The 12,403-nt window shown below is 54.3% G+C and carries 11 protein-coding genes; 7 read left to right on the top strand and 4 right to left on the bottom strand.

Features of this window, described 5'->3' with window-relative positions; genetic code table 11:
• Positions 1–167: 167 nt before the first annotated feature.
• Together FN037_RS18005 and FN037_RS18010 are read left to right on the top strand one after the other, a co-directional pair.
• Positions 168–725, top strand: a complete 558-nt coding sequence (locus tag FN037_RS18005; protein WP_142502866.1) for a YtfJ family protein — start codon at positions 168–170, stop codon at positions 723–725.
• Positions 726–960: 235 nt separating this feature from the next.
• Positions 961–2,373: a sodium:solute symporter gene (locus FN037_RS18010; protein WP_142502867.1), complete on the top strand. Its 1,413-nt coding sequence runs from the start codon at positions 961–963 to the stop codon at positions 2,371–2,373.
• Positions 2,374–2,426: 53 nt separating this feature from the next.
• On the opposite strand, the gene cysQ is transcribed toward FN037_RS18010, so the two are convergent.
• Complete coding sequence (gene cysQ / locus FN037_RS18015; protein WP_142502868.1) at positions 2,427–3,170, bottom strand: 3'(2'),5'-bisphosphate nucleotidase CysQ; 744 nt, start codon at positions 3,168–3,170, stop codon at positions 2,427–2,429.
• A 189-nt stretch (positions 3,171–3,359) separates the two neighbouring features.
• On the opposite strand from cysQ, the gene FN037_RS18020 reads away from it, so the two are divergent.
• A complete protein-coding gene (locus tag FN037_RS18020; RefSeq protein ID WP_138361679.1) occupies positions 3,360–5,303 on the top strand; it encodes a bifunctional 2',3'-cyclic-nucleotide 2'-phosphodiesterase/3'-nucleotidase in 1,944 nt (647 codons plus the stop codon).
• Positions 5,304–5,382: 79 nt separating this feature from the next.
• On the opposite strand, the gene FN037_RS18025 is transcribed toward FN037_RS18020, so the two are convergent.
• Positions 5,383–5,760 carry a winged helix-turn-helix transcriptional regulator gene (locus FN037_RS18025; RefSeq protein ID WP_142502970.1) on the bottom strand — a complete coding sequence of 126 codons (378 nt, stop codon included), beginning with the start codon at positions 5,758–5,760 and terminating at the stop codon, positions 5,383–5,385.
• Between the two features lie 90 nt (positions 5,761–5,850).
• On the opposite strand from FN037_RS18025, the gene FN037_RS18030 reads away from it, so the two are divergent.
• The 4 genes from FN037_RS18030 to ytfE all read left to right on the top strand — a co-directional run bounded on the left by FN037_RS18030 (position 5,851) and on the right by ytfE (position 9,396).
• Positions 5,851–6,699: an SDR family oxidoreductase gene (locus tag FN037_RS18030; RefSeq protein WP_142502869.1), complete on the top strand. Its 849-nt coding sequence runs from the start codon at positions 5,851–5,853 to the stop codon at positions 6,697–6,699.
• Positions 6,700–6,779: 80 nt separating this feature from the next.
• Positions 6,780–7,604 carry an AraC family transcriptional regulator gene (locus FN037_RS18035; protein WP_142502870.1) on the top strand — a complete coding sequence of 275 codons (825 nt, stop codon included), beginning with the start codon at positions 6,780–6,782 and terminating at the stop codon, positions 7,602–7,604.
• A 75-nt stretch (positions 7,605–7,679) separates the two neighbouring features.
• Positions 7,680–8,651, top strand: coding sequence for a DMT family transporter (locus tag FN037_RS18040; RefSeq protein WP_171034895.1), 972 nt, complete (start codon positions 7,680–7,682; stop codon positions 8,649–8,651).
• Between the two features lie 82 nt (positions 8,652–8,733).
• Positions 8,734–9,396, top strand: a complete 663-nt coding sequence (ytfE, locus tag FN037_RS18045) for an iron-sulfur cluster repair protein YtfE (RefSeq protein ID WP_142502871.1) — start codon at positions 8,734–8,736, stop codon at positions 9,394–9,396.
• Positions 9,397–10,054: 658 nt separating this feature from the next.
• On the opposite strand, the gene cycA is transcribed toward ytfE, so the two are convergent.
• Together cycA and fklB are read right to left on the bottom strand one after the other, a co-directional pair.
• Positions 10,055–11,458, bottom strand: a complete 1,404-nt coding sequence (gene cycA, locus FN037_RS18050; protein ID WP_138358642.1) for a D-serine/D-alanine/glycine transporter — start codon at positions 11,456–11,458, stop codon at positions 10,055–10,057.
• A 304-nt stretch (positions 11,459–11,762) separates the two neighbouring features.
• The gene (fklB, locus tag FN037_RS18055; RefSeq protein ID WP_138358640.1) at positions 11,763–12,383 is read right to left on the bottom strand and encodes an FKBP-type peptidyl-prolyl cis-trans isomerase; all 621 of its coding nucleotides are present in this window, start codon (positions 12,381–12,383) and stop codon (positions 11,763–11,765) included.
• Between the last annotated feature and the right edge of the window lie 20 nt (positions 12,384–12,403).

The following is a 12,403-nucleotide window of genomic DNA, read 5'->3' on the forward strand; positions in this document are numbered from 1 at the left end:
TTTTCGTTTCAGACATCCGGCAATCAGAGTATAAGTCCCCGATATTAGACGAATTTGTGCGTTAACGCGCAAACTGGCACCATCATTGCGGGTAAGACCGGCAATCGCACTTATGCTTAAAGCAGACCAAGTGGTCGGATCACCTGCAACGATAATAAGGAAACATCATGACCCTACGTAAATTGCTGGCCGTTTCATCGCTTTTGTTGCCACTGATGGCGTCAGCGCATAACTTTGTCGACGGACAACGTGTCGCGCCAGTCGGTGTAGCAGACCGCGGAGAGTTAGTGCTGGATAATGATAAATTTAGCTATAAAAACTGGAATAGCGCACAACTGACAGGAAAAGTACGCGTCGTACAGCACATCGCCGGACGCTCTTCGGCGAAAGAAAAAAACGCCATGTTAATTGAGGCCATTAAAAACGCGAAGTTCCCACACGATCGCTATCAGACCACCACCATCATCAATACCGATGATGCGATCCCTGGCTCAGGAATCTTTGTCCGCAGCAGTATCGAGAGCAACAAACAGCGCTATCCCTGGTCGCAGTTTATCGTCGACAGCAACGGCCAGGTACGCAAAGCGTGGCAGCTTAACAAAGAGAGCTCAGCGATTGTGGTGTTGGATAAAAATGGCCGCGTACAATGGGCCAAAGACGGCGCACTCACCCAGGATGAAGTGCAGCAGGTTATCGCCCTGCTGCACAAGCTGCTGGCTGAATAATCTTGAATCTCTCCCGTCATCGCGGGAGGGACGCGATCCATAAGCACAATTCGGCTCTAGCCACACAAAATACAGGCCAGATGAGGTGAATTGATAATATCGTTATCAATGTGAAGCGGATTTATCATTATGAGTAAATAATAGTGACCGGTTTCGCATTTGTTTTTCCCTATTACCCATTCACACTGGCATGGTAATTGAATACATATCCCTTTCACCGTAACAGGAGAAAGGGATGGATCACAAAACCACAATATACATCATTATCATATTATATATGATGTCAATGATTGGCATCGGACTATATGCCAGAACAAAAATTAAAAATACCGAAGATTATCACCTCGCCGGGCGTCGTCTTGGACCTATTATGCTGGCAGGAACGCTGGCCGCGACGGAAATCGGCGGCGGCAGCTCGGTAGGCGTTGCCTCAAAAGCCTACGGCGCATGGGGACTGTCGGCCGGATGGTACGTGGTCGCTACTGGCCTGGGTATTTTTCTGGTTTCGTTTATTGCGCCTTATATGCGCCGGGCAATGGCGACAACCGTACCGGAAATCATTGGCCGTCGCTACGGTAAAGGCAGCTACCTTATTACCACCGTTCTTTCATTATTAGCGCTGGTCGCACTGGGTGCCGCACAAATAACCGCAACGGCCACAATTGTGCATGTTCTTACCGGTTTTAATACGCAATACGCTATTATTATTTCCGGCATTGTCGTCGTTTTTTATACATGGATTGGCGGCATGTGGAGCGTAACATTAACGGACTTTGTGCAGTTCTTTTTAATTATTTTAGGCTTTGCTGTCGCTATTCCGGTGTCGTTATCCATGCTGGACGGCGGCTGGGGCTATGTCGTTTCCCATGTTCCCGAAAGCCAGTTTGAGATGACGCGTCTGGGCTGGAAAACCATTATCGGCCTGACGGTCATGTACTTTATGACCTTCTCCACCGGGCAAGAAGCCGTCCAGCGTTACTACTCCGCCAAAAACGAAAGGGTGGCAATCGTCGGCTCCCTGCTATGCAGCCTGTTTATGGCTATATACGCCTTTATCCCTGCGGTGCTGGGATTAATCGCCCTCGCCGCCTTCCCTGATATTGATCCGAATAATGCGCTGGCAACCGTATCGGTACAGTTATTGCCTCCGGGGATCGCCGGGCTGCTGCTATCGGCGGTGATTTCCGCCACCTTATCCAGCGCATCCGGCGATCTGCTGGGTGCCGCCAGTATCTGGGTAAAAGATATTCACGAACAATATTTTCATAAAGAAGCGACCAATACGCTGACAATGAGCCGCTGGGTGGTGCTGGTGGTCGGCATCCTCGCCATTCTGATTGCTTTATGGAGCGGGGAAATAATCAGCTTATTAATGTTTGCCTTTACGCTACGCGCGACCGGACCCTTCGCCGCCTATTTATTTGGCCTACTGTGGAAGGGGGCGACACCCAATGCCGGTCTATGGTCAATTATTTTTGGTTCACTTGCCGGGCTGGGCTGGCAGTTGGCCGGCGAACCTTACGGAATCATGGCAATTATTGCGGGTTCACTGGTGAGCGCCGTAACCTTTCTTCTCGTGGCCTGGGTTGAGCGCAGAATGGGGATCGCGCCCGCACCTTCCGCTTATCTGAGTAATGAAGAGAACTGACGCTGCGCTTCTTCATTATTGCCAGAGAGGCAAAGCGAGGAAGCGCAGGGGATTTAATAAATAGAAACCCGGAAACCGGGGTTGAGGAACGATTCACGCGGCGTATAGTCCAGAGTGCGCCCCTGCCAGTCGTGAACCTGCGCCCCGGCGGCGCTGGCGACCGCATGACCTGCCGCGGTGTCCCAGGTACAAGTCGGCCCGAAGCGCGGATAAAGCTGGGCCTGCCCGTCGGCGACGAGGCAGAACTTCAGCGAGGAACCAATGGACGTGGTCTGATGTTCTCCAAGCTGCTCCAGGTACTCCTCCAGCTCCGGGTCATTGCCGTGGGAGCGACTGATGACTACGCGCGGCGGACGCGTATCCTGGACATGAATCTGCTTACGCACGCCGCACTCTTCTTTCCATGCTTTTCCCTTTTCTGCGCTGTACATCATCTTCATCACCGGCGCATAGACCACGCCAAGTATGGGTTTGCCGTTTTCGATCAAGGCGATATTGACGGTAAATTCGCCGTTGCGCTTGATAAATTCTTTGGTGCCGTCCAGCGGATCCACCAACCAGTAACGCTGCCAGTGCTGGCGGACATCCCAGGCGGGCGGGTCCTCTTCCGACAGAATCGGGATGTCGGGAGTCATGGCCAGCAGGCCGCTGATAATCACTTTATGCGCCGCAATATCCGCTGCCGTGACCGGAGAATCATCCTTTTTACTGGCAACGTCCATCGGCTGTTTTCCATCGTAAACCTCCATGATGGCATCGCCAGCGTTCCGTGCCAGTTGACATACTTGTTCTAACATTCTCCACCTCGTCTGATTACAGTGGCGTTAACTCGTTGTTTTATTTATATCGCATCATAGTGAGTTCCGCTATCTGTGATAACGCTGACGGTTTCCACCCGCGCTTTTATGGCATGATTCACACTTCTGTAAGCAACAGAATGTAAATACATTTTCTACTGTGCCATTGCTCATAAAAAGGACGCCACGATGATTAAGTTTAGCGCAACGCTGCTGGCAACGTTGATCGCTGCCAGCCTAAATGCGGCGACAGTCGATTTACGGATCATGGAAACCACCGATCTACACAGTAATATGATGGACTTCGACTATTACAAAGATACGCCGACGGAAAAATTTGGCCTGGTGCGAACCGCATCGCTGATTGAGAAAGCTCGTCAGGAAAGTAAAAACAGCCTACTGGTCGATAACGGCGACGTCATTCAGGGCAGCCCGCTGGGTGACTATATGGCCGCAAAAGGGCTTAAAGAGGGCGATATTCACCCGGTCTATAAAGCGATGAATACCCTCGATTATGTGGTCGGAAATCTCGGCAACCACGAATTTAACTACGGCCTCGATTTCCTGCACAAGGCGCTGGCTGGCGCGAAATTCCCCTACGTCAACGCCAACATTATCGACGCTAAAACCGGCAAACCGATGTTTACGCCTTATCTGATTCAGGATACTCAGGTTCAGGATAGCGAAGGTAACACGCAGACGCTGCGCATCGGCTATATCGGCTTCGTCCCGCCGCAGATTATGACCTGGGATAAAGTCAATCTTAGCGGTAAGGTCACCGTCAACGACATTACCGAAACCGCGCGCAAATTCGTTCCCGAAATGCGTGAGAAAGGAGCGGATGTCGTGGTGGTTATTGCCCACTCAGGTCTCTCTGCCGACCCGTACCGGGCGATGGCGGAGAACTCCGTTTACTATTTAAGTCAGGTCCCTGGCGTGGATGCCATTATGTTTGGTCACGCCCATGCCGTCTTCCCGGGCAAAGACTTCGCCACGATTAAAGGCGTAGATATCACCAAAGGCACACTGAATGGCGTCCCGGCGGTAATGCCGGGTATGTGGGGCGACCATCTTGGGGTGGTCGACCTGGTATTGAATAACGACAGCGGCAAATGGCAGGTCACTGACGCAAAAGCCGAGGCGCGCCCCATCTATGATTCGGTCGCAAAAAAATCCCTCGCGGCGGAAGACAGCCACATGGTGGCGGTCTTAAAAGCCGACCATGACGCCACTCGCGAGTTTGTCGGTAAGCCGATCGGTCAATCCTCCGATAATATGTACAGCTACCTGGCGCTGGTGCAGGACGATCCGACCGTGCAGGTGGTGAATATGGCGCAGAAGGCCTACGTGGAGCACTATATCCAGGGCGACCCGGATCTGGCGAAACTGCCGGTGCTCTCCGCCGCCGCGCCGTTTAAAGCCGGTGGGCGTAAAAATGATCCGGCCAGCTTTGTTGAGGTGGAAAAAGGCCAGCTAACCTTCCGTAACGCCGCCGATCTGTACCTGTACCCGAACACGCTGGTGGTGATGAAAGTGAGCGGTAAAGAGGTCAAAGAGTGGCTGGAGTGCTCCGCCGGCCAGTTCAACCAGATTGACCCCACCAGCAACAAGCCGCAGTCTTTAATTAACTGGGACGGCTTCCGCACCTATAACTTTGATGTTATCGACGGCGTGAACTATCAGATTGATATCACGCAACCGGCGCGCTATGACGGCGAATGTAACAGCGTTAACCCGCAGGCCGAGCGGATCAAGCAACTGACGTTTAACGGCAAACCCATAGACCCGAAGGCCACTTTCCTCGTTGCCACCAATAACTACCGTGCCTACGGCGGTAAATTCCCGGGAACCGGTGAGAACCATATTGCTTTTGCCTCACCGGATGAGAACCGCTCGGTACTGGCGGCGTGGATTGGCGCGGAGTCGAAGAAACACGGCGAGATCCATCCGGCTGCGGATAATAACTGGCGTCTGGCGCCGATCCACAGCAACGTCCCGCTGGATATCCGTTTTGAAACCTCTCCGGGTGATAAAGCCGCGGCGTTCATCAAAGAGAAAGCGCAATATCCGATGCGCCAGGTCGCCACTGACGATATCGGCTTTGCCATTTATCAGTTGGATTTGAGTAAGTAACTTCCTGTCCCCCGGTCGCGCCCCACTCCGCTTACCGGGGATACACAGGCGCCAGCGACAACCGGGGAATTTTCCCGGCTCACGCCACCTGCCCGTGGTTCGCCAGAACCGCGGGCAGATTCAGCTCTATCCAGTCAGCCAGCTCCGCCACCTTCTCACTCACCTGCTCACCGAGTGGAGTCAGACTATATTCAACATGCGGCGGTACCACCGGGTAGGACACGCGATCGAGAAAACCATCCTGCTCCAGCGCCTGCAGCGACTGGGCCAGCATCTTTTCGCTGACGCCGCCAATCTTACGGCGCAGATCGCTAAAACGGTGAGTACCGTCACGCAGGGCCAGCAAAATCAGTACACCCCAGCGACTGGTAACATGCTTGAGCACTTCCCGTGAGGGGCACTGTTCTGCAAACAGGTTGCCATTGCGTAGCTGCTCGCTCAGCGTCAGATTTGCCATATTCATACTTACCTTTTTGTGCGTACTTACTAAAAGTTAGTAACAGTGCTAGCTTACCACCACTATCTATAAATACGAAGGAGAAGACCCATGATCGCGATTACCGGTGCAACCGGCCAGCTTGGCCAGCTCGTTCTGAAAAACCTGTTAAATAGCGTCCCTGCCAGCCAGATTGTCGCTATTGTGCGTAATCCGGCAAAAGCTGAAACCCTTAGCCAGCAAGGCATTGTGGTTCGTCAGGCCGACTACGGCGATGAAGCCGCGCTGACTGCCGCCCTGCTGGGCGTCGACAAACTGCTGTTGATCTCATCCAGCGAAGTGGGCCAGCGCGCCGCGCAGCACCGCAACGTTATTAACGCCGCAAAAACCGCTGGCGTGAAATTCATCGCTTATACCAGCCTGCTACACGCCGATAAGTCCCCGCTGGGGCTGGCGAATGAACATATCGCCACCGAGAAAATGCTTGCCGACGCCGGTATTGCTTACGCACTGCTGCGCAACGGCTGGTACACCGAAAACTACCTCGCCAGCGCGCCGCCGTCGATTGAACATGGCGTATTTATCGGCGCCGCCGGTGACGGCAAAATTGCTTCCGCCACGCGCGCGGATTACGCCGCCGCTGCGGCCCGCGTTATCAGTGAAGAGGGGCATGCCGGGAAAGTGTACGAACTGGCAGGGGATAACGCGTGGACGCTGAGTGAACTTGCCGCGGAACTGAGCAAACAAAGCGGTAAAAACGTGGTATATCAAAACCTCAGCGAAGCCGACTTCGCCGCCGCACTGAAAGGCGTCGGTCTGCCAGCCGGGCTGGCGGATATGCTGGCTGACTCTGATATCGGCGCGTCGAAAGGCGGTCTGTTCGACGACAGCCGGACCCTGAGCACGCTGATCGGCCGCCCGACCACCCCGCTTGCCGAAAGCGTCAAAGGCATCCTGTAACGGTTACAGGCTGGTTAATTCTTGTAGCATCCCGACGGCGCATCCCCAATAATGCAACGATGTCCGTCGGGAGTGATTGCATGCAAGGCGTACCAGAACAGTTCCATGATGAAAGAGACAGCGCGCGCTTTCGCCATCTGGCGCAGGTGCCGGGCGTTGAGCTATACCATGCCCATATCTCCCGCTACGCTTTTGCCCCGCACACCCATGAAGCCTTTGGTATCGGTACGATAGAACTCGGCGCCGAACGCTTTCGCTATCGAGGCAGCCAGTATGTCGCTTCGGTCAACACTGTCGTCACTATGAATCCCGATGAACTGCACACCGGCGAAGCGGAAACCGCTGATGGCTGGCGCTATCGCATGATTTATCTCGACCCGGATATGCTGGAGGAAGTGACCGGCGCAGACCACTGGTGGTTCAGTGAAGTGGTACGCCAGGATCCGCTGCGCTCCCGGCAAATCGGCAATCTTATCTACGGTCTGTGGCATACTGACGACCCGCTGGCGCAGCAGGGTCTGCTACAGGATTTAATCGATACTTTCCGCCCGTTCGCGCGCCACGCGCCAGTCTTGCCTGAAGCCCGTCACCGCTTCGATCGAGTACGTGAATATCTGCACGACAACTATATGAAGACGATAACCCTTGATGAACTGGCTAAGGTCGCGGCGCTCAGCCCGTACCATTTTCAGCGTCAGTTTAAAGCGCACTTTCACGTTACGCCGCAGCAGATGTTAATGGCGATCCGTCTGTGGCGCGCTAAAGCTTTTCTCACCCGCGGCATGGCCGCCGCCGATGTCGCCGCCGCCTGCGGATTAACCGACCAGTCGCACCTGACCCGCGCGTTCACTCGCCACTACGGCATTACGCCTGTGCGTTATCAAAAACAGGTTCTTAAGCGCTAATGCGCAACCTTATACAATATTCCCGCATACGCCTCATCTACACTCTCGTCAACAGAAAGAGTCGTGGAAGGCATGATGATTAGTGGTGTGCTGTACGCCCTGCTGGCAGGGCTGATGTGGGGACTGATTTTCGTGGGGCCGCTGTTGGTCCCGGAATATCCGGCGGTACTGCAGTCGATGGGGCGTTATCTGGCGCTGGGGCTGATCGCGCTACCGCTGGCCTGGCTGGGCCGCGCGAAACTGCGTCTGCTCTCCGGCAAAGACTGGTGGACGGCGCTGGGGCTGACCATGATCGGCAACCTCATCTACTACGTCTGCCTGGCCAGCGCTATTCAGCGTACCGGCGCACCGGTCTCAACGATGATTATCGGTACACTGCCGGTGGTGCTGCCGGTTTTTGCCAACCTGCTCTATAGCCAGCGCGACGGTAAGCTACCGTGGCGACGCCTGTTCCCGGCGCTTATCTGTATTGCCATCGGCCTGGTCTGCGTTAATACTGCCGAACTGCATCGGGGCCTGCCTGATTTCAGTCCTTTGCGCTACGGCGCCGGGATTATGCTGGCACTGATATCCGTGGCCTGCTGGGCCTGGTATGCGCTACGCAACGCCCGCTGGCTGCGGGAAAACCCGGATAACCCCCCGATGATGTGGGCCACCGCACAGGCGCTGGTCACCCTGCCGGTATCGCTGGCCGGATACCTCATCGCTTGCTGGTGGCTACAGGATCAGCACCCTGACTTTCCTCTGCCCTTCGGCCCGCGTCCGGTGGTATTTATTCCCCTGATGCTGGCGATCGCCGTATTCTGTTCGTGGGTTGGCGCATGGTGCTGGAATATCGCCAGCCAGCACCTGCCGACGGTGATTCTTGGGCCGCTGATTGTCTTCGAAACGCTTGCCGGGTTGCTGTATACCTTTATTTTGCGCCACAGCCTGCCGCCGCTTTTAACGTTCAGCGGTATTGTGCTGCTGGTGCTTGGCGTGGTGTCGGCAGTGCGTACTCGCCTGGATAAACCTCTCCTGCAAGAGTTAGTCTGTGAGAAAAAATAGCCAGCTATCCTAAAGGGGTATTTCTTTAAATATAAGTCGCATTTAAAATACAACTTATATTATTGATGACGAGGTAACTGCTATGGCTTTCCGTGACCAACCCTTAGGCGAGCTGGCGCTGACCATTCCGCGCGCCTCCGCGCTGTTTCGTAAATACGATATGGACTACTGCTGCGGCGGCAAACAGACGCTGGAACGCGCGGCATCGCGCAAAGCGCTGAACGTCGCGATGATTGAAGCCGAACTGGCAAGACTGGCGGAAGATCCAGTAGAGCGCGACTGGCGTGTTGCAACCTATGCAGACATCATCGATCACATTATCGTTCGCTACCACAACAGGCATCGCGAACAGTTGCCGGAACTGATTTTACAGGCTACCAAAGTTGAACGCGTTCACGCCGACAAACCGAACGTCCCGAAAGGCTTAACCAAATACCTGACGATGCTGTACGACGAACTTTCCAGCCATATGCTGAAAGAGGAGCAGATTCTGTTTCCGATGATCAAACAGGGGATAGGGACTCAGGCTGGCGGCCCTATCAGCGTAATGGAAAGCGAACATGATGAAGCGGGCGAGCTGCTGGAAGTGATTAAGCATATCACTAATAACGTGACGCCGCCGCCGGAGGCCTGTACCACCTGGAAGGCGATGTACAACGGTATCAACGAACTGATTGATGACCTGATGGAGCACATCAGCCTGGAAAATAACGTGCTGTTCCCGCGTGCCCTCGCAGGAAACTAAATAAAAAGGCGCCCTCAGGCGCAATATCGTTCACTTAAGCAAATCATCGGTGTTGTCTTTTGTTTTATTTGCCTGTGGCAATCGCATTATCGGTGGTTCTGGCGAAAATGGCATTTTTCGTTTTCACCAGGTTTGGCTTAGTGGCCTGTTCCGTTCACTATAAATACGCGGATATTCGTTATATCCACAGCGTGTGAACGGGCAGGGGGACGTTTCGCCCGTCCCCCTGCACCCCCGGCATGGCGCTGAAAACCTGCCGCTGCGCGGTCCGCTCCACTCCGGCTTCATCTGGCGGACCGGGCGGGACTCGACGTCCCTGTCTCGACCCGCCCTCTGGCCGCCGTCCTGGCGGCCAGTCCTGGATGCGCGCCTGCGTTCCCGCCAGGTTTCCTTGATGCGCCCAACCCCCATGCGGTGAGTCCGTTATTCGTCAGGGGCTTTTCAGAAGCTGAAAATCATAAAAAAAGTTATATCCTTTATATTTCAGCCCGTATCAGCTCAGTAAGCGAACCAACCGAATCAGATTTTCGTTTAAACCACCGATTGACAGAACCGCTCAGCCAGCCATAAATACAACTGACACCCCTTAACTGACCAGCATTACGCCCTCAGGCGCCCAATATTGTCAGTCTTATTGGCCACTTCAGGTGGCCATTTTTTATTTCGCCAGACGCTTCTTACCGGCAAACAGCCATCCCGCGCCCAGCAGCACAAACCACAGCGGGGTCACCATCAGCGCTTCACGCGTATCCGCCTCCAGTGTCAGCAGCACCAGCACAAAGGCAAAGAAAGCCATACATACCCAGCACATCAGTTTGCCAAGCGGCATCTTATATTTGGATTGCTCATGCAACTGCGGACGCTTTCTGCGATAAGCCAGATATGAACACAGGATAATCGTCCAGACAAACATAAACAGGATCGCTGAAACCGTGGTAATCATGGTGAACGCGGCAATCACGCTTGGATTGACTATCAGCATCACCACACCGCCCAGCAGACACATACAGGAGAACGTCAGGCCTTTCGCTGGTACCGCGCGCTTCGACAGTTTTGCGAACATTTTCGGCGCCTGCCCATCCTGCGCCAGACCGAACAGCATCCGGCTGGTAGAGAACACGCCGCTGTTGGCGGAAGAAGCGGCCGAGGTCAGCACCACGAAGTTAATCAGGCTCGCCGCCGCAGGCAGCCCCACCAGCACAAACAGCTCAACAAACGGGCTCTTTGACGGTACCACCGAACTCCACGGCGTCACTGACATAATAACGATCAGCGCGAAGACGTAGAACATAATAATCCGCAGCGGAATCGAGTTAATCGCCCGCGGCAGGGATTTCTCGGGATCTTTGGTTTCCGCCGCCGTGGTTCCCACCAGTTCGATACCGACGAAAGCGAAAACCGCTATCTGGAAGCCAGCAAAGAACCCGCTAATGCCTTTCGGGAACCAGCCGCCGTCATTCCACAGATGCGCGAAAGAGGCTTCCACGCCGGTCGGCGACTGGAAGTGCATCAGTACCATCACCAGGCCAACAACAATCAACGCCACAATGGCGACGATTTTGATCATCGCGAACCAGAACTCCATCTCGCCGAACATCTTCACCGTAGCGAGGTTAAGCACAAGCAGCAGCAGAATGACCGCCAGCGACGCAACCCAATCGGAAAGTCCGGGGAACCAGAACTGGGCGTAGGCGGTGATCGCCACCACGTCCGCCATTCCGGTCACAACCCAGCAGAACCAGTAAGTCCAGCCGGTGAAGTAGCCCGCCCACGGCCCCAGCAAATCGGCGGCAAAATCGCTGAATGACTTATATTCAAGATTCGACAGCAGCAATTCGCCCATGGCGCGCATAACGAAAAACAGCATGAAGCCGATTATCATATAAACAAAAATAATTGACGGCCCGGCGAGGCTAATGGTTTTGCCGGAGCCCATAAACAGTCCGGTGCCTATCGCGCCACCGATAGCAATAAGCTGAATATGCCGGTTCGTAAGATTTCGCCGCAACGCCTGTTCAGTCGGGGCCTGCTCGTCGGCAACGACTTTGACCTGATCTACCATGTGATTTTTTCCTGTTGTACCTGTCTGTGTTGTGCGGGCTCTCTTGGCCCTTCATTCGTCATAACCCCGGAACGAGGTTTATCGATATTAGGTAAGAATCGGGGGGATGAATACTGTGATTCAGAGATAATGTTAATTTTATGTTGAAAGTGAGTGTTATATCACCCTGGCCATGAAAAATAGCTCATAAAAATACACCCATTACGCGGATATGCAATATAAAACTCCAATATATTTCCAACTAAAGGGTTTTGCGCTATTTAACACGTCTTCTCTCCCCTCAAGGAGAGAAGACCACTGCCATTTAGATAATATCCAGCAGTTCCACTTCAAAAATCAGCGTGCTGAACGGAGGAATGGATGCACCCGCCCCGCGCTCGCCATAGGCCAGGTTATGCGGAATGGTCAGCTCCCATTTGGAACCTACCGGCATCAGGGTCAGCGCTTCAACCCAACCGCCAATAACCCCGGTAACCGGGAATTCAGCCGGTTCGCCGCGGGCGACAGAACTGTCGAAGACGGTACCGTCGATCAGTTTACCGGTATAATGGACACGAACGCGGTCAGTACGCGCCGGGATCGGCCCTTCACCCTGGGTCAAAACGCGGAACTGCAGACCGGATTCGGTGCTGTTCACGCCTTCACGCTCGCGGTTTTCCTGCAGGTATTTCTCGCCATCTGCCGCCATTTCCTGGAAGCGTTCGCGACGCACTGCGTCAGCGCGTTCGTGGATCTCACGCAGCGCACGATGAACGGCTTCCACCGGCACCTGCGGCTGTTTACCTTCCAGCGCATCAGCGATACCAGCGACCAGCGCTTCCGGCAGCAGCCCCTGCAGGCCAGATTCGTTCAGCTGTTGTCCAACCTGCAAGCCGATACCGTAACTTGCCTGTGCTTCGATCGTGTCAAAAGTCGGGGTTGCCATCTTTGTTCCTTTTTACGAGG

Source organism: Klebsiella sp. 2680, from assembly GCF_900198535.1.
In the GTDB taxonomy this organism is placed as follows: domain Bacteria; phylum Pseudomonadota; class Gammaproteobacteria; order Enterobacterales; family Enterobacteriaceae; genus Klebsiella; species Klebsiella indica.

Excerpts from the sequence above, each read along its gene's own strand:
- ytfE (WP_142502871.1), top strand. The coding sequence starts at position 8,734 with ATGGCTTTCCGTGACCAACCCTTAGGCGAGCTGGCGCTGACCATTCCG.
- FN037_RS18020 (WP_138361679.1), top strand. The coding sequence starts at position 3,360 with ATGATTAAGTTTAGCGCAACGCTGCTGGCAACGTTGATCGCTGCCAGC.
- fklB (WP_138358640.1), bottom strand. The coding sequence starts at position 12,383 with ATGGCAACCCCGACTTTTGACACGATCGAAGCACAGGCAAGTTACGGT.
- FN037_RS18040 (WP_171034895.1), top strand. The coding sequence starts at position 7,680 with ATGATTAGTGGTGTGCTGTACGCCCTGCTGGCAGGGCTGATGTGGGGA.
- FN037_RS18010 (WP_142502867.1), top strand. The coding sequence starts at position 961 with ATGGATCACAAAACCACAATATACATCATTATCATATTATATATGATG.
- cycA (WP_138358642.1), bottom strand. The coding sequence starts at position 11,458 with ATGGTAGATCAGGTCAAAGTCGTTGCCGACGAGCAGGCCCCGACTGAA.
- FN037_RS18030 (WP_142502869.1), top strand. The coding sequence starts at position 5,851 with ATGATCGCGATTACCGGTGCAACCGGCCAGCTTGGCCAGCTCGTTCTG.
- cysQ (WP_142502868.1), bottom strand. The coding sequence starts at position 3,170 with ATGTTAGAACAAGTATGTCAACTGGCACGGAACGCTGGCGATGCCATC.
- FN037_RS18035 (WP_142502870.1), top strand. The coding sequence starts at position 6,780 with ATGCAAGGCGTACCAGAACAGTTCCATGATGAAAGAGACAGCGCGCGC.
- FN037_RS18005 (WP_142502866.1), top strand. The coding sequence starts at position 168 with ATGACCCTACGTAAATTGCTGGCCGTTTCATCGCTTTTGTTGCCACTG.
- FN037_RS18025 (WP_142502970.1), bottom strand. The coding sequence starts at position 5,760 with ATGGCAAATCTGACGCTGAGCGAGCAGCTACGCAATGGCAACCTGTTT.